This window comes from Nocardiopsis sp. SBT366 (assembly GCF_001083815.1).
GTDB classification, from domain to species: domain Bacteria; phylum Actinomycetota; class Actinomycetes; order Streptosporangiales; family Streptosporangiaceae; genus Nocardiopsis; species Nocardiopsis prasina.
Genome location: NZ_LAVM01000019.1, coordinates 19,659 through 36,902, shown reverse-complemented (window position 1 = coordinate 36,902; position 17,244 = coordinate 19,659). Strand labels below are relative to the sequence as shown.

Sequence of the window (17,244 nt, the reverse complement as noted above, 5' to 3'; positions counted from 1 at the left end):
CGTGTTCGGCGCCTTTGCGGAGCTGTTCTTCATCCTCGTCCACGCCTGGCTCGTTCCTCGCTGGCGGCCTGACTCGTCTTGCACAGTGCCTGCTGAAACCCGGACTCTCCGGCGCTCGAACGGGCAACCCCTCTGTGGCCTTGGCAACCGGGGGGTGCCCGTTCGGGCGCCGACAGTGTTCTGGAGGTGCCGGAGGTGGGATTGCGAGGAACGAGCCAGCACACCGTAGGTGCCGAAGGTTCCTGCCCTTCCTGGCGCCCGAACACGGGCCGAAGCGAAGCGGAGGCCCAAGGAGACACAGGTCAGACGGGGCCCGTCATCTTGGACAGCCCCCCCGCCCCGGCGGGCAGGAACAGCGCGAAGGTGGTCGGTCTGGTCTGCACCAGTTCCACCCTCGCGCCCTCGGACTCGGCGATGTGGCGGGCCAGGGCGAGCCCGAGACCGGTGCCGCCGCCCCCGCTGACCTCGCGTTCGAAGATCCGCCCGGACAGGTGCTCGGGAACGCCCTCGCCCTCGTCGCTGACCTCTATGCGCACGGACTGACCGGTGTCGAGGCGGCGGATGGTCACCGTCCCCGCACCGTGCTTGTAGGCGTTCTCCACCAGGGTCGCCAGGATCTGGGCGAGGTCGGTGGGGACGGTCATGGCGGTCAGCCCGGGGTCTCCGGTGACGAGCAGTCGGCGTTTCTCCTGTTGGAAGACGGGAGACCACTCGGCTTGGAGGTGGTTGAGCACCGGGTCGAGCTCCACCGGTTCCACCTCGGGGTTCTGGCTCTTGCGGGCGCGGCCGAGCAGGCTCTCCACGGTCTCCACGAGGCGTTCGGTCTGGGCGAGGGCGGCCTCGCCCTCCTCCCTGACCACCTGCGCGTTGCCGGACTCGGCGATGATCTCCTCCAACCGCATGGTGAGCGCGGTCAGCGGTGTGCGGAGCTGGTGTGAGGCGTCGGTGGCGAAGTGGCGCTCGGTGGCGATGAGCCCGGCGATGCGCTCGGCGCTGCGGTCCAGCACCTCGGCGACGCGGTCGGCCTCCGGGATGCCGTAGCGGTGCCCCCACGGTGTGGTGACCCCGGAGCCGAGGCGTTCGGCGGTGGCGGCGAGATCGACCAGGGGCAGGGTGAGGCGGCGGGCCTGGAACATGGACAGGCCCACGGCGACCCCGATGGCCAGCATGGACAGTGAGGCGATCCCCAGCCAGGCGCGGACCACGCTCTCCTGCACGTCCTCGCCGTCGCTCCACACTTCGACCCTGGTGTCGCGGCCGGTGGTGACGGTGGCCCTGAGCAGGCGCGGTGAGTCCACGGCCTCGGGGTTCAACGCGGGATCGCCGGCCGTCACGGCGGTCGGTTCGCCCGCGGGCGTGATGCGGACGAACCTGTTCGGGTGTTCCCGGTCGAACTCCGCCAGGTCCAGCTCGCCGTGGAGCTGCAACATGTTGTCGCTCTCGGCGCCGATCAGTTCGGCCTCGCCCTCAAGCTGCCGACTGGCCTCGTCGTGCACCAGTTTGTAGGTGAGCGCACCCAGGGGCAGCCCGAGCAGCATGACGGCGATGACGGTCACCACCAGGGTGGAGAAAACCATCCGCCTGCGCATGTCACCTCACGTCCGTCCGACCCCCTGGGCGGTCGACTGGCAAGCGCGTCGAACCCAAGGTCGTGTCAGTCTCGTTCGAACCGGAAACCCACGCCCCGGACGGTCGTGATGTAGGAAGGCTGGTTGGCGTCGTCGCCGAGCTTGCGGCGCAACCAGGAGATGTGCATGTCCAGGGTCTTGGTCGACCCCCACCAGTTGGTGTCCCACACCTCCCGCATGATCTGTTCTCGGGTGACCACCTTGCCCGCGTCGCGTACGAGGACGCGCAGCAGGTCGAACTCCTTGGTGGTCAGTTGGAGCTCGCGGTCGCCCAGCCAGGCACGCCGAGAGTCGTTGTCGATTCGGACACCGTGGACCACCGGTACCTCGGCCCCGCCACGCCGCAGCAGGGCGCGGACGCGGGCCAGGAGTTCGGCGAGCCTGAACGGTTTGGTCACGTAGTCGTCGGCACCGGCGTCGAGGCCGACGACTGTGTCGACCTCGTCCGCTCGGGCGGTCAGGATCAGGATCGGCGTTCCGTGACCCTCGGCGCGGAGCCGACGTGCCACCTCGAGGCCATCCATTTCGGGGAGCCCGAGATCCAGGACCATGAGGTCGATGTCTCCCGCACGGGCGCGGTCGAGTGTCTCAATGCCGTTGACGGTCACGTCTACCGTGTAGCCCTCGCGTCGGAGTGCGCGCGCGAGAGGCTCGGAGATCGAGACATCGTCTTCGGCCAGCAAAACGCAGGTCATGGAGCCGATCGTAGGTCCAGGGTGGCGCATTTCCCTATTATGCGCGCCGGATGGCCCAAGGTTGGCCGAAAATACGCGAATCACATACCGGTCAAATAGTGCAAATGGCTATCAGCAGCCCTTTCTTTGCACGTTCTTGGTGAAACTGGGAAGCTGGAACGCGGGGTGTAGGAGTGCCCTCCGCCAGAACCCACCTGACAGCAGAGGAGCCAGGACGTGAATCCCCATCCGCCGCCCCCGGGCGGTAACGAATTCGGCTTTTCTCCGCAGGGCCCGCCCCACCCGACGCCGCCGCCTCCCAGGGGTCGGTACGGAACCGGCCTCGTCGCGGTGCTCGCCGTCATCGCGATCCTGGCCGGGGCCTCCTTCCTCGGCAGCGGACTCGCCCTGGGCGGCGTCGTGACCGGTCGGATCGCGGCGGAGCGGGAGCCCGAACCCGCTCCCTCACCGTCCCCCTCGCCCACACCCGAGGAGTCCCCGAGCCCCACCGAGGACCCCTTCCCCAGCCCCGAGCCCACCGAGGAGCCCAGCACCGTCCCCACGCAGGAGCCCGAGGATTTGGCGACCGTCGAGGACATCATCTCCGAGCTCAGCGGAGACCACGGTCTCGAGGCGGGCGTGGACAAGACCGACGAGATCTGTGACGACGAGGAGGCCTTCGCCTGCACGGGCGCGATGGACACCAACCTGGCCCGCATCATCGCCTTCGAGGACATCTTCTCCGCCTCGATTGTCATCGCGGGGCTGCGCGCCCAGATCGAGGAGGACGACAACGACGTGGTCGACGCACAGAACGCCTGCCACATCGTGTTCATCTGGTTCGAGGGCAGCGGCATGGACCAGTCCGAGCGTGACGACATGACCAGCGACGCCAGGAACTTCACCGGTTGCTGACCCGCTGGCCACCAGTCCGCGTCGTAACGCGCCCAATTGAACACTCTGAGTGATGATAGGGGTGGCAATGGTGGTGTTGGTGGTGGTTGGCGGTCCTCCGGGGCCGCACCCCACCGGGCCCGTCACCCATCTCGGACCCCGATCCCGGTCCGGGGCACGTGAGGAGTGTGGATGGTGCGGCGCAACGACAAGGCCGGAAGCCGACCGGGTGGCCCGAAGGGCCCGACCAGACCAAGGGGATGGGGGGAGTGGCGGGGGACGGGGACACCCCTCGGGGCGCCGGCCGCGCTGACCCTCGCCCTCGCCGTCGTCCTACCGACCGCGCTCGCGGCTCCGGCCGCCGGGCACACCGTCGCGGAGGCCGTACGCGTGGAGACCCCGGTGGCCCCCTCCTCGGACGAGGCGGCCCATCAACCCGAGGCCACCGCGTTCTCCCACCGGCACTACTACTCCACCTGGCGCGACGCCCGGACCTACTGGTCCCAGGAGAGCCGCTACCCCACGGGCGGCTGGCTCTGGGCCGGGCGCCACTACTTCTTCTGCCAGGTGGAGGGCGAACCGCACTCCGACGGCGAGGACGGCTACTCCACCTGGTGGGCCCTGACCGACGACGACACCGGCAACCGCGACGTCTTCGTCAGCGCCACCGCCTTCCGCGACAGTGAGCCATGGAAGCCGATCGAGGGGCTGCCCCGCTGCTGACTGCTCCCGCACCCCTGGGACCGGCCCCACATGACGCGCGGGCCCGTCCGAGTCTCCACTCGGACGGGCCCGCGTTCGCTGTCCGACCCGCGTCGACGACGGGGTCCGGTCGGGATCAGCCCTCGATCTCCCCGGTGCCCGGGGCCGACCTGCGCCCACGACTCAGGTAGAGGGCCGCGCCACCGGCGCCGATGGCGACCAGGGCGGCGATGACCAGGCCGGTCAGGGCCCCACCGGTCACCGGAAGGGTGCCACCCTTCTTGTCGTCGGGGGCGCCGGGCTTCTGGTCGCCCGGACCGTCGGTGGGCCCGCTCGTCGGGCTCTCGCTCGGACTGGGGCTGGGGCTCGGGCTGGGACTCGGCGACGCGGGCGGATCGGTGTCGTCACCGCCGTCGTCACCGCCGGGGGGCACGGTGGCCTTCTCGCCGACCACGATGCGGCCTGCGCCGCCCTCGGGGTAGTCCTCGGCGCTGATCCCGCCGTCGAGGGTCCCGCTGAGGAAGCGCTCCAGCGCGCCCTGGTAGGTGGAGCCCACCACGGTGTAGTCGGCCCCGCGGAACGGGTACATGTCGCCGCCGCCCGCCGAGAAGTCGTTGGTGACCACCGTGATGGCCGCGCCGTCCACGACCTCGCCGTCCTCGACGATGACCGTGCCGTCGTGCAGGATCGCGTTGCGCACCCGCTCGCCCTGGGTGAGCACCTCGCCGTCCTCGTCCACGACCTGCGCGGTGCGCTCGGGGTCGTAGGCGAAGTTGACTCCTGCGACCTGCATGAACCCGCCGTCGGCGGAGGGCGCGGAGGCCACGCCGCGCTCCAGCAGCTCCTTGATCTGACCGCGCGGGATCTCGGGGACCACGGCCACCTGGTTGGCGAACGGCGCGATCGAGTAGGTGTCCAGCACCGTCAGCGGACCGGCCGGGATCACCGAGGCGTTGCGGATGCCGCCGCCGTTCTGGATGCCGATCTGCGGCTTGGGGACGCCGTACTCCTCGGCGTTGCGCTCACCGGTGTCCAGCAGGGCGTCGGCCATGAGGCTGCCGAGGTTGGTCTCCTGCGTGCGTACACCCGGGTTCTGCGTGCCGTCCAGAGCGACCTCGCTACGGGCCACCTCGGTCTCCGCGAGTTCGGCGACGTAGTCGGTGACCGGCTTGGTCACCTCCGCCTCCACCTCGGGGTGCGGTTCCACGGCGTCCTCGCCGGTTCCGGAGACCCGGACCGGGCCGGAGCGGTCGCCCACGGAGAGGAGGTCCCCGGCGGCGTCGAAGTTGAGGACCAGGCGGCCCACGTACTTGTAGTCGGAGCCCGCCGTGACGATGGGCACCTCCTCGCCGTCCGCGTTGTCCGCCAGCAGCGGGTAGGACAGGGGCTCGCCGGTGCCGGGGTGGACGGTGACCTCGTCACCGGGGACCAGGGCGTCGTCGGGGTTGGCCATCACCTCGTGGCCGCCACCGGCCACCATGGCGTCCACACCCGTCAGTTCCTTGGCGACCCGCTCCTCGTAGGTGATGTTCTGGAGGTGCGAGATGAGGATGATCTTGTCGACGCCCTCCGCGGAGAGGCGGTCGACCTCGGCCTGGACCGGGCCGACGACCTCGTCGACCACGACGTCGCGCGGGCTGGTGATGGTGGCCAACGGCGGGTAGAGCGCGCCGACGATACCGACCTTCTCGCCCTCGACCTCGGCGACGGTGCTGGGGGCGATCCGTCCCTCGGCCTCCAGAGCGGCCAGCGAGGCCTCACCGGACACATCCACGTTGGCGGCGACCACGGGGGTGCTCTCGGGCAGGACACCGATGAAGTCGGCGTACACGTCCGGACCGAAGTCGAACTCGTGGTTGCCCATGGAGATCGCGTCATAGCCCATGTGGGAGGTGGCGATCGCGTCGTAGAAGGGTGCGCCCTCCTCCTGGGAGGCGGCGAACTCCGGGCCGGGCAGGTACAGGTCGCCGGAGTTGACGGCGACCACGCCGCGGTTAGCGGACTCGCCCGAGCCGGCGCCGGTGCCCGCGTTCTCGCTGTCGCGCAGCTGGTGGAGCAGGCTGGCGTAGCGCGCGGCGCCGCCGAAGTCGGGGTCGGCGGAGGAGTGCAGGAGGGCGGACTCGGGGTCGTTGCCGTGCAGGAGCGTGAGGGTGAAGGCCGCGTCTCCGTCAGGGGTGTCCGTGGGTGCGTACGCGCTGGCCGCCGGGGCCAGGGGCACCATCAGCGCGCCCGTCAGGATCAGTGCGCCGGTCGCGCGCACGAGTCTGGACATGTCTGCTGTGACTCCTTTGGGGGACTGTGCGGGGATTCCGCCCCGGGGGCCGGAGGGGTCGGAGTTTTTTCACCCTAGATGGGGACGGGTGTTCGGGCACGGGCCCGGGGGTTACGATTTGCAGAACCTCCCGTGTGCGTGCAGGTTCTCGCACTGAGACGATAGCCCAGGGTCACGTCGGGGGTATTGCGGTCGCGTTCCGTAGTTGGTTTCGGACCAACCCGCGTCGGAGCGGCCCCGGGACTCGCGCTCCCACGACGCCGCGCCCCTACCATGGAGGGGACAGTCGGCTCGATTCCCTCGGAGGACGTCCGTGTTTCCCTCTGGCCAGGACCCGTACGACCCCGACTCGGGACGGAGCGGGGTGCCCTCGCAACGGGGGATGCCCGACTTCGACGCGCCCCACCTGGAGGCCCTGCGTCCCGACGCCCCCATGCCCCGCAGGGTCGTGACCGTCCGCACGCTGATGTTCGTCGGCGGTGTCAGCGGACTCCTGCTCCTGCTGCTCTTCCTCATGGGGCTGTCCGCGCCCGCCGAGATGATGGACGAGGCGCTGGAAGAGCAGGCGGCGCTCGCCGCCGAGCAGGGTGTGGCACTGGCCTTCGACGCCGAGATGATGCGCGCGCAGATGAGTCTCATGGCCGTGGTGACGGGGATCTACGGGTCGCTGTCCCTGCTCATCGCCAGCAGACTCCGCCGTCGCACGGTCGGCGTCTTCTGGAGCACCCTGCTGTTCCAGGGGGCCGCCGCGGGCATCCTGCTGTGGTCCCTGCTCGGGGGCGAACTCCTCGCGATCGTCCCGCTGGGCTTCGCGGCCGCGATGCTGGCCTTCATGTGGTCCAAGGAGAGCCGGGCCTACTTCGGCCTGCTCTGATCCCACTCCGCTCGCTCCGCGCCCCCTGCCGACCCCCGCAGGGGGCGTCGTGCCTCCCGCACTCTTGCCGGGCGTGCCCTAGCCGGGCGGGCGGCCGAAGAACCGGCCCTCGCGGGGCGGCAGGGGCGATCGCACCGCGACCCGGGTCCAGTGGCGCTCCAGAAGTCCGCGCACACCCCCGTCTCCCACGCCGGCCCGGGCCCGGACCCCGCCCTCCGTTCCCTCCAGGTCCAGGACCGCGCGCAGCAGCTCCCCGGAGCGCGGGCGCTCGTCGGGGTCCTTGCTGAGCGCCGCCACCACCAGCTTCTCCAGCCCCACGGGCAGGTACCGCAGGTCGGGCTCCTCCATGGTCACCCTCCGGGCCATCTCCCTGGGCGGCGCGGTGCCGAACGGGTCGTGCCCCACGGACGCGAAGGCCACCGTCGCGCCCCACAGGAACACGTCCGACGCGTGCGTGGTGGGCTGACGCCGGTACTGCTCCGGGCTGATCCACCCCGGGGTGCCCCGACGGTCGAGCATCCGGGCGGTGCGCTGGTCCGCCAGGGTCTCCGGGGAGGGCAGCCCGAGCGTCCGGTAGGCCCGGCGCATCCGGCGCAGCCGCCGCCACTTGGTGGGGTCGGGGTCCTCCGCGGCGTGCGCGATACCGAAGTCCAGGAGCTTGGGCCCCCGGCCGGACAGCACCACGTTGCCGGGCTTGAGGTCGCGGTGCACCACCCCCGCCGCGTGCACGGCGCGCAGCGCCTCGGCCACGCCCGCCGCCAGCCCGAGAAGCATGCCGCCGCGCAGCCGTCCGAACCGCTCCACGTGGTGGCGCAGGGTCGGCCCCGGGACGTACTCGGTGATCATCCACGGCGGCAGGGCCTCCACGTCCGCGCGCACGAACCGCGCCACGCACGGGCTGTCCACCTTGGCGAGCAGACGGGCCTCGTGGGTGAAGCGCTCCCGGATCCGCTGGTCGCGCGCGAGTCCCGGGTGGGCCACCTTGACGGCCAGGTAGCCGTGGGCGCCCGGGGACTCGGCGGCGTACACGGTGCCCATGCCCCCCGAGCCGACCCGGCCGCGTACCCGGTGCCCCGCGACCTCCACGGGGTCCCCCGGTTCGAGCGGGGCCAGCCTGCGTACACCGCGCGCCTTCATGGGCACTCCAACCGGCAGTGGGGGAGGTTCGAGCGGATCATATCCGTGAGTCCCCTCCTCGGGCCCGTCTCCGCGGCGCCGGGAGAGTTGTCCACAGGCTGAGGGAGGGGCCCCGAAGGTCGGTGCGTTCTGGCAGGCTCGAACCGGACACCGGTCGAACACCGGGCGTGGGGGAGAGGGCATGACACCAGAACAGTTCATCGACGCGGCGCTGTGGTTTCCCGAGGCCCGGGAGAGTGAGCCCTTCGGTCCGGGGCCGCTCGTCTACAAGGTGGCCGACCAGAGGATGTTCGCCCTCCTCACCGGGGGTTCCGCCGAGGAGGCCGTCACGGTCAACCTCAAGTGCGACCCCGAACTCGCCCTGGACCTGCGCGGGCGGTTCCCGGCCGTCACCCCAGGCTGGCACATGAACAAGCGGCACTGGAACTCCGTGCGGTTGGACGGCACCGTCCCCGACGACGAACTGGTGGAGATGCTGGTGCACTCGTACACCCAGGTGGCCGCGGGGCTGCGCCGTGCGGACCGGGACCGCGTGCTGGCGGTCCTGGGGGACGACGCCCCGCCGCTGCCCGGCACGGACGACCGCTGAGAGGAGGGTGGTTCCATGTCCACGCACTCGCGGGCGGTGGTCCAGGGCGTCCTGGAGCGCGTCACCTTCGCCAACGAGGAGAACGGCTACACCGTCGCCAAGGTCGACACCGGCCGTGGCGGCCACGACCTGCTCACCGTGGTCGGCTCGCTGCCGGGCGCCCAGCCCGGCGAGTCCCTACGCATGTACGGCCGCTGGGGGTCGCACCCCCAGTACGGCCGCCAGTTCCACGTGGACGACTTCACCACGGTGCTGCCCGCCACGGTGCAGGGCATCCGTCGCTACCTCGGCTCCGGGTTGATCAAGGGGATCGGGCCGCGTATGGCCGAGCGGATCGTCGACCACTTCGGCACCGAGGCCCTCGACGTCATCGAGGAGGAGCCCGCCCGCCTGATCGAGGTCCCCGGACTGGGGCCCAAGCGCACCGGACTCATCACCGACGCCTGGGAGGAACAGAAGGCCATCAAGGAGGTGATGGTCTTCCTCCAGGGGGTGCAGGTCAGCACCTCGTTGGCCGTGCGCGTCTACAAGAGGTACGGCGACGACTCCATCCGGGTGGTCCAGGAGGAGCCCTACCGGCTGGCCTCGGAGGTGTGGGGGGTCGGGTTCAGGACCGCCGACACCATCGCCCAGGCGGTCGGCGTCCCGCACGACAGCCCCCAGCGGGTGATGGCGGGCATCCAGTTCACCCTCTCGGAGTCCGGCGGCGACGGGCACTGCTTCCTGCCGGAGGAACGGCTCATCTCCGCCGCGGTGAAAATCCTCCAGGTGGAGACGGGGCTGGTCATCGAGTGCCTGGCCGAGCTGGTCGCCGCCGAGGGTGTGGCCCGCGAGACCGTGCCCGGCCCCGACGACGAACCGGTCCGCGCGGTCTACCTCCTGCCCTTCCACCGGGCCGAGATCGGCCTGGCCGCCGGTCTGCGCTCCCTGCTGGAGACTCCACTGGAGCGTCTGCCCGCCTTCACCGACGTCGACTGGCCCAAGGCCTTCGACTGGCTCGACAGGCGTTCGGAGTCCACCCTCGCCGAGGCCCAGCGGGACGCGGTCCGTGAGGCGTTGACCAGCAGGGTCTGCGTCCTCACCGGCGGGCCGGGCTGCGGCAAGTCCTACACGGTGGCCTCCATCGTCACCATGGCGTCGGTGAAGGACGCGAGGATCATCCTGGCCGCGCCCACCGGGCGGGCCGCCAAACGCCTCACCGAACTCACCGGCCTCGAGGCCTCCACCGTCCACCGGCTCCTCGAACTGCGCCCCGGCGGGGAGGCGGCGCACGACCGCGACAACCCCCTGGACTGCGACCTCCTCGTGGTGGACGAGGCCTCCATGCTCGACCTCGTTCTGGCCAACAAACTGGTCAAGGCGGTCCCGCCCGGGGCACACCTGGTGTTCGTCGGCGACGTGGACCAGCTGCCGTCCGTGGGCGCAGGGCAGGTTCTGCGGGACCTGTTGGAGGAGGGCTCCCCCGTACCGCACGTGCGCCTGACCCACGTGTTCCGCCAGGCCCAGCAGTCCGGTGTGGTCACCAACGCGCACCGGATCAACCAGGGGGAACCCCCCGAGTTCCAGGGCATGTCCGACTTCTTTCTCTTCGCCTGCGACGAGGCCGAGGAGACCGCCGAGACGGTCGTGGACGTCGTGGCGCGGCGCATCCCCCGACGCTTCGCCCTCGACCCCCGCCGGGACGTACAGGTCCTCACCCCCATGAAGGGCGGCCCGGCCGGGTCGGTCAACCTCAACGCGGCGCTCCAGACCGCGCTGACACCGCCCGGAGACCACGTCCCCGAGCGCAGGCTGGGCGGCCGGGTCTACCGCGTGGGGGACAAGGTCACCCAGGTGCGCAACAACTACGACAAGGGCGCGAACGGGGTGTTCAACGGGACCCTGGGGGTGGTCACCGGCATCGACCAGGTGGGCCAGGAGCTGACCGTGCGCACGGACGAGGACGAGGAGATCGCCTACGACTTCGCCGAGCTGGACGAACTCGCCCACGCCTACGCCGTCACGGTGCACCGGTCCCAGGGCAGCGAGTACCCGGCGGTGGTCATCCCCGTCACCACCTCGGCGTGGATGATGCTGCAACGCAACCTGCTCTACACCGGTATCACCAGGGCCAGGAAGCTGGTCGTGCTGGTGGGCTCCCGCCGCGCCCTGGCCCGCGCGGTGGCCAACGCCTCCTCGGGACGCCGGTACACCTCCCTCGCGCACCGCCTGCGCAGACCGCTCGCCGTGTCCTCCGACTGACTCGCGCACTTTTCGTCCCCCAATTTCCGACATGGGGATCTTTTTTTCGCGAGTTTCCTATTCGCGACTTTCCAGACGACTTTCAAGACGAACGGGAATCTGTCCGGAAACCGCATGACCGATCCGGGTAAATGGTTCATCATGGGGGTATGGAAGGACGCGGAGCCGCCCAACCCCCTGACGCGACGGGCCCTCGGAATCCGGCCCCTCAGTGCCCTTTCCGAGGACGGCTCCCGGGCGCCCCTTCCTCCGATGTGGATCACGTTTCGACCACCGAATTCCGGGCGGTTGTGCGTCGTGCCCGCGAACCCATGACAACCGACAAAAGCGATGGGAGAGGCCATGACCTTCAAGAACATATTCGGCAACGGGGGAAAGGAGGCCGGTGCCGCCGAGGAGTCGGCCAGGGACGTCCACGGCAGGATCCCCGGCGCGCGCCCCGAATGGGAGGGCGTCGATCCGGAACTCTTCGACGGAATCCCCGAGGTCGAACGCGATCCGAAACTCGTGCGCGAGACCTCTCCTGAGGCGCTGAACATCCTTGGCGGCTTCGTCGCCCCCCTGTTCGGGAACACCCGGGCCGCCGCCACCGAGCAGCGAGCCGCCAGCGAGGACCCCGGTTCGACGACCGACATGGCCTCCTCCACCAGGGACGAGGCGTTCGGGAAGGTGACGGTGGAAGTCGAGGAGGAGGACCAGCCGAGCATCAGTGACCAGGACCGGGAGGAACTGAGGAAGGACAACGAGCGGTCGACAGAGAACGTCAGGGGTTTCGACCGAAAACCGACCACGGACTGAATCCGGGCCGGACGTTCGCTCCGATCGGGTGTCCCTTTCACGCCGGTCGGCGGGCGACTTCCAAGGACACCGGGAAGACGCATTCGACCATTCGAGGAGGACGAAGGACATGGGCGGCCCCACCAGGAACAACGTGAGTACAACTCGTCTCGGAGAACGGTTCATCCGCCACCCGATGACGGGGAGGAACCTCAGGGAACTCGACATCGCCGCCAAGGCGCCCGTCATCCTGGAACGGGACAGGGAGAAACTCAGGAGGAAGGCGGAGAAGAAGACCCCCGACGGCAGGGACCGGTACGTGTACCCCACCGGCTTCTCCCTGAACAAGGGTCGCTTCGGCGATTTTCCCGAAAGGGAGGAGTCGGCGCACCAACGCGGGTGGCGCGCCTACATGACGGTCGGTGTTCCACTGGTCGAGGAACGGGGCGACATCACCCAGCCGCCGCCCGACGTGGTCTCCAAGCAGACGTACGTCAACCGGACCGACCCCACCCCGACGACCTGGTCGCACACGGTCGAGTTCTCGATCTCCAACACGATCAGCTGGTCGCTCCAGGGTCAGGTACAACTCACCTTCGGCGCCAAGGCCACCGCCTCCCTGCAACAGCAGCTACAGAAGAGCATGGCGCTGAACAACTCCCAGAAGACCACCCTGAAGAACAGCAAGGACAACCAGGGCGTCGACACGGAGTCCCAGTCGCAGACGACGAGCACGACCACGGCCACGGGCACCGCGACGGGCACCGGGGAGCTGTCGGCCCAGCTGATGCTCGGGATCACCGCTTCGGTGAGCGGTTCGCTGACCACCGGCTTCAAGACCTCCTCCACCCTCAGCGGTGAGGTCGGCAGCAGGGTGGACGTCCTTGCCACGCAGCGGCGACAGGTGCGCAGGTTCGACTACGAGTTCCCCATCACCTTCGGTGGCTGGGTCGCCCTGTACTACCCCGAGCCGGTCGAGGTCAGGGAGGTGCGGCCGGACGGTCCCCAGGCCAGGAACCCGAAGCACTCCAGGGTGCTCGCCTGGAAGCTCGGCGAGACCGGGACGGACCAGGACGCCTTCGACCTCACCGACGACGGCAGGCCCTTCATGCAGAGGGGAGAGGCCGAGCTCGTCTCCACCCTGGCCGGAGAGCACGAGGTCTTCGAACTGGAGAACCTCGTCTTCGAGGAGAGGCGCCACCCCCTCCACAAGGACGACGGCGTCGAGATCCCGAAGAGGGCCCCCGACGAGATCGCCACCGGGTTGGGCAGGGCCGAGGGCCTCGCCCTGGACACCGCCAACCGCAGGGCGTACGTCGTCGAACGCGGCAGCGGCGGCAGGCTCCACAGGGTCGACCTCGACACCGGTGTGACGGAACGCGTCGCGGAGAACCTGGGAGACACCAACGACGTGGCGCTGGACCCGGCCGGAGACCGGGCCTACGTGGCCGACTACGGCAACCGGCGCCTGCTCGCGGTGAGCCTCTCCGACCCCTCCGCCACACCCACCGCGGTCGTCCAGGGTGTCCACGCCTACGGCGTCGCGCTGGCACCGGGCGACGACAGGGCCTACGTGAGCGACTTCGCAGCGGGGAAGCTGATCGAGTACGAGCTGGACGGCGATTCCGCGCGGGAGCGGCGCTCCTGGACCGTGCCCAGGGCCGCGGGGGTGGCGCTGCACGGGGACCGGGCCTACGTCGGGCAGTTCGACAGCGGCGAACTGTACGAGGTCGACCTGTCAGTGGAGGACGCCTCCCCGCTCAAGGTGGCGAGCGGTCTGGGGCACAGCGTCCGCGTGGCGTCGGACGGCGCGGCCAACGCCCACGTCTGCGATCCGGCGGGCGGCAGGTTGCACGAGGTCGTCCTGACCGACGGTGTGAGCAAGGGCTTCCAACGAGCCGTGGCCGACGGACTCGGTGCGGTCTGCGGTGTGGGGCTGGACCACGGCGACGGCTCGGTCTACGTCAGCACCCGCGACGGCAGGCTGTCGCGGATCCCCGGCCTGCTCGACGACCCTTCGGCGGAGTCCTAGCGCCGGTTCCCGGTTCGGGCCGGGAACCACCGGGGCCTCGCTGCGGCCGGCCCGGGAACGGCCGGTCCCGGCCAACCCGGGTGTCGGCCGCCTCCACCGGGAGGGCCTAGGGTGGTTGTTCGTGCGACAGACACTGATCGTGGTGGGCGCGGCCATCATCCGGGACGGACACGTCCTGGCCGCGCAGCGCGCCGAACCCGAGCGCCTGCGCGGGCTGTGGGAGTTCCCCGGAGGCAAGACCGAACCGGGGGAGACCCCCGCCCAGGCGCTCGTCCGTGAGTGCCGGGAGGAACTGGGCGTCACCGTCCGGGCCAGGGAACAGATCGGCGCCGACGTGCCCTTTCCAGCCCCCTCCGACGGGCACACCCGCTCCGCCGTCCTGCGCCTGCTGGGGGCCGAACTCCTCACCGGAGAGCCCCGGGCGCTGGAGCACCGGGAGGTGCGCTGGGTGCCCGCCGAGGGGCTCCGTGACCTCGACTGGATGCCCGCCGACATCCCCTTCCTGGCGGAGCTCACCCCGCTCCTCCAGACGCACGAAAGCCCTTCATGACAGGGATGACGCACGGTCGGACACCCCCCGGCATAACCCCCTTCGGGGTGACGAAACTAACCGGGGTGACCTGTACGTTTCCCAACCAGCCCGCTATGACCGCATAAACTGGCTACGGGCCGTGGCACTCTGCGGTCTCTACCCAGTACAGGAGATCGAGACTTAAGCATGTCCAGCGCTACGCCCGTCGAGGGCTCCGCCCGCCGCAGTGACCTGCGCAACGTCGCCATCGTGGCTCACGTCGACCACGGCAAGACGACCCTCGTTGACGCCATGCTCTGGCAGTCCGGAGTCTTCCGGGAGAACCAGGATGTCGACGACCGTGTGATGGACTCCAACGACCTGGAGCGCGAGAAGGGCATCACCATTCTCGCGAAGAACACGGCGGTGCACTACACCACGCCCGAGGGCGAGGACGTGGTCATCAACATCATCGACACCCCCGGCCACGCCGACTTCGGTGGCGAGGTCGAGCGCGGCCTGTCCATGGTGGACGGCGTCGTTCTGCTCGTCGACGCCAGCGAGGGCCCGCTCCCGCAGACCCGCTTCGTGCTCCGCAAGGCCCTCCAGGCCAAGCTCCCCGTCATCCTCGTGATCAACAAGGTCGACCGGCCCGACAGCCGGATCGCCGAGGTCGTGGACGACACCTACGAGCTGTTCATGGACCTGGACGCCGACGAGTCGCAGATCGAGTTCCCGATCGTCTACACGTGCGCCCGTGACGGCAAGGCCTCCCTGGAGCGCCCCGCCAACGGCACCGTGCCCGACAACGACAACCTCGTCCCGCTGTTCTCCACCATCCTGGGCACCATCCCGGCCCCCGAGTACGTCCCGGACGCGCCCCTCCAGGCCCACGTCACCAACCTGGACGCCTCCCCCTTCCTCGGCCGTCTGGCCCTGGTCCGGGTCCAGCAGGGAGAGCTCCGCAAGGGTCAGCAGGTCGCGTGGATCCGCACGGACGGCACCACCCAGCAGGTCAAGATCACCGAGCTGCTCATGACCGAGGGTCTGGAGCGCAAGCCCGCCGAGAAGGCCGGCCCCGGTGACATCGCGGCCATCGCCGGTATCGAGGAGATCATGATCGGCGAGACCCTCGCCGACCCCGAGAACCCCGTGGCGCTGCCGCTCATCAAGGTGGACGAGCCCGCCATCTCCATGACCATCGGTACCAACAACTCGCCGCTGGTCGGCAAGGTCAAGGGTGCCAAGGTCACGGCCCGTCTGGTCAAGGACCGCCTGGAGAAGGAGCTCGTCGGCAACGTCTCCCTGCGCGTGCTCCCGACCGAGCGTCCCGACACCTGGGAGGTGCAGGGCCGCGGCGAGCTGGCGCTGGCCATCCTGGTCGAGCAGATGCGCCGTGAGGGCTACGAGCTGACCGTCGGCAAGCCGCAGGTGGTCACCAAGAACATCGACGGCAAGGTGCACGAGCCGGTCGAGCGCCTCACCGTGGACGCGCCCGAGGAGTACATGGGCGCCATCACCCAGCTCCTGAGCGTCCGCAAGGGCCGCATGGAGAACATGGTCAACCACGGCACCGGCTGGGTCCGCATGGACTGGCTGGTCCCGTCCCGCGGCCTCATCGGCTTCCGCACCGAGTTCCTCACCGAGACGCGCGGCACCGGTATCGCCAACCACGTCTTCGAGAAGTTCGAGCCCTGGTTCGGTGACATCCGCTCCCGTCCGAACGGCTCCCTGGTCGCCGACCGCGCCGGTGTGGCCGTCGCGTTCGCGATGTTCAACCTCCAGGAGCGCGGCACGCTGTTCGTCGAGCCCACCACCGAGGTGTACGAGGGCATGATCGTCGGCGAGAACTCGCGCTCCGACGACATGGACGTCAACATCACCAAGGAGAAGAAGCTCACCAACATGCGTTCGGCGACCGGCGACGAGCTCGTCCGCCTGGTGCCGCCGCGCAGGCTCTCCCTGGAGCAGGCCCTGGAGTTCTGCCGCGAGGACGAGTGCGTCGAGGTGACGCCGGAGAACGTCCGCATCCGCAAGGTCATCCTCGACCAGAAGGAGCGCGGCCGGATCACGGCGAACCGGAAGCGTCAGCAGCAGTAGGCGGTGAACGGCGGCCCTTCGGGTCCGCCGTCGCCCGGAGCGGGCGGGGTGCGATCGCACCCCGCCCGCTCTGCGTTTTCACAGGACACCACTCGGGTAAACACGTAGAACATGAAAGCCCAGCCCTCGTGTCCACGTTGCGGACGCGCCGTGCAACCCCCGGGGTTGTGGACCAGCGCGTGGAGGTGTGACGCCCATGGGGCGGTGGCACCCCTCCAGGGAGTGCGGGCACCGGGGCCCGCCGCACTCGACTCCCTCCTCTCACAGGCAGGGGTCCCCGTGTGGATTCCGTGGCCGCTGCCGACCGGCTGGGTGGTCACCGGGTTCGCGGAGGTGGGTGACGAGCGCAGCGGTGCCCTGGCGGTGGCCGTGGCCCTGTCCGGTCCCAACCCCCTCGGCGGCGTCGGTGAGGCCGTCATCGTCGCGGAGGACCCGGGGATCGGCCTAGGCGCCCGCATCGCGGGCCTGGAGGGCCCGGACCCCGGCCACGGGTTCGACTCCGGTCCGCCCGACGCCAAGGTGCGTTTCGACGGGCACGAGGTGGCGTTGTGGAACCTCGATGTGGGGCGCGAGCGCGCCGCCTACGCCGGTGAGGCTCTCTCCCACTGGCTGTGGCTGGTCTTCGCGTCCGCCGACACCGGCCTGCTGATGTGCGAGGTCAGCTCCCTTCGGGACCTGCGCGACCTTCGAGACGGCGGTGTCGCCCAGGAACCGCCGTTCGGGGCGCCCAGCCCCTTCCTCAGCCGCATCCTGGTGGTCGAGGGCGAGCAGGACTGAGCCCGCCCTCCGTCCCGCACCGAGCGGGAACGCCCC

Annotated in this window: 14 protein-coding genes; 10 read left to right on the top strand and 4 right to left on the bottom strand. The window is 70.0% G+C overall.

The features are described from left to right. Positions 1–302 precede the first annotated feature (302 nt). Together ADX84_RS08065 and ADX84_RS08060 are read right to left on the bottom strand one after the other, a co-directional pair. Positions 303–1,589: a HAMP domain-containing sensor histidine kinase gene (locus tag ADX84_RS08065; RefSeq protein ID WP_049569904.1), complete on the bottom strand. Its 1,287-nt coding sequence runs from the start codon at positions 1,587–1,589 to the stop codon at positions 303–305. Between the two features lie 65 nt (positions 1,590–1,654). After that, entirely contained in the window at positions 1,655–2,323 is a 669-nt protein-coding gene (locus ADX84_RS08060; RefSeq protein ID WP_026128827.1) for a response regulator transcription factor, read from the bottom strand. A gap of 330 nt (positions 2,324–2,653) precedes the next feature. Here ADX84_RS08060 and ADX84_RS25970 point away from each other — a divergent pair, with 330 nt between their 5' ends. Together ADX84_RS25970 and ADX84_RS08050 are read left to right on the top strand one after the other, a co-directional pair. After that, positions 2,654–3,217 carry a hypothetical protein gene (locus ADX84_RS25970; protein WP_049569900.1) on the top strand — a complete coding sequence of 188 codons (564 nt, stop codon included), beginning with the start codon at positions 2,654–2,656 and terminating at the stop codon, positions 3,215–3,217. Positions 3,218–3,388: 171 nt separating this feature from the next. After that, on the top strand, positions 3,389–3,919 hold the full coding sequence (locus ADX84_RS08050; protein WP_049569897.1) for a hypothetical protein: 531 nt from the start codon (positions 3,389–3,391) through the stop codon (positions 3,917–3,919). Positions 3,920–4,034: 115 nt separating this feature from the next. On the opposite strand, the gene ADX84_RS08045 is transcribed toward ADX84_RS08050, so the two are convergent. Next, positions 4,035–6,170, bottom strand: a complete 2,136-nt coding sequence (locus ADX84_RS08045; protein WP_049569894.1) for a bifunctional UDP-sugar hydrolase/5'-nucleotidase — start codon at positions 6,168–6,170, stop codon at positions 4,035–4,037. A gap of 382 nt (positions 6,171–6,552) precedes the next feature. On the opposite strand from ADX84_RS08045, the gene ADX84_RS08040 reads away from it, so the two are divergent. Next, positions 6,553–7,044, top strand: coding sequence for a hypothetical protein (locus tag ADX84_RS08040; protein WP_199776510.1), 492 nt, complete (start codon positions 6,553–6,555; stop codon positions 7,042–7,044). A gap of 78 nt (positions 7,045–7,122) precedes the next feature. Here the strand turns inward: ADX84_RS08040 and ADX84_RS08035 are convergent, their stop codons facing one another. Further along, the gene (locus ADX84_RS08035) at positions 7,123–8,181 is read right to left on the bottom strand and encodes a serine/threonine-protein kinase (protein WP_049569888.1); all 1,059 of its coding nucleotides are present in this window, start codon (positions 8,179–8,181) and stop codon (positions 7,123–7,125) included. Positions 8,182–8,362: 181 nt separating this feature from the next. On the opposite strand from ADX84_RS08035, the gene ADX84_RS08030 reads away from it, so the two are divergent. The 7 genes from ADX84_RS08030 to ADX84_RS08000 all read left to right on the top strand — a co-directional run bounded on the left by ADX84_RS08030 (position 8,363) and on the right by ADX84_RS08000 (position 17,208). Then, positions 8,363–8,770 (top strand): MmcQ/YjbR family DNA-binding protein, encoded by a 408-nt coding sequence (locus ADX84_RS08030; protein WP_049569885.1) that lies wholly within the window; start codon positions 8,363–8,365, stop codon positions 8,768–8,770. A 15-nt stretch (positions 8,771–8,785) separates the two neighbouring features. Next, positions 8,786–11,011, top strand: a complete 2,226-nt coding sequence (locus ADX84_RS08025) for an ATP-dependent RecD-like DNA helicase (protein ID WP_199776509.1) — start codon at positions 8,786–8,788, stop codon at positions 11,009–11,011. A 342-nt stretch (positions 11,012–11,353) separates the two neighbouring features. Beyond that, positions 11,354–11,809 carry a hypothetical protein gene (locus ADX84_RS08020; protein ID WP_049569882.1) on the top strand — a complete coding sequence of 152 codons (456 nt, stop codon included), beginning with the start codon at positions 11,354–11,356 and terminating at the stop codon, positions 11,807–11,809. A 109-nt stretch (positions 11,810–11,918) separates the two neighbouring features. Further along, entirely contained in the window at positions 11,919–13,820 is a 1,902-nt protein-coding gene (locus ADX84_RS08015) for a YncE family protein (RefSeq protein WP_049569879.1), read from the top strand. Positions 13,821–13,941: 121 nt separating this feature from the next. Continuing rightward, entirely contained in the window at positions 13,942–14,370 is a 429-nt protein-coding gene (locus ADX84_RS08010) for a (deoxy)nucleoside triphosphate pyrophosphohydrolase (RefSeq protein ID WP_049570014.1), read from the top strand. 168 nt (positions 14,371–14,538) lie between these two features. Continuing rightward, complete coding sequence (gene typA / locus ADX84_RS08005; protein ID WP_049569874.1) at positions 14,539–16,431, top strand: translational GTPase TypA; 1,893 nt, start codon at positions 14,539–14,541, stop codon at positions 16,429–16,431. A gap of 111 nt (positions 16,432–16,542) precedes the next feature. Continuing rightward, positions 16,543–17,208, top strand: a complete 666-nt coding sequence (locus ADX84_RS08000; RefSeq protein WP_049569871.1) for a DUF6758 family protein — start codon at positions 16,543–16,545, stop codon at positions 17,206–17,208. Positions 17,209–17,244: the final 36 nt, after the last annotated feature.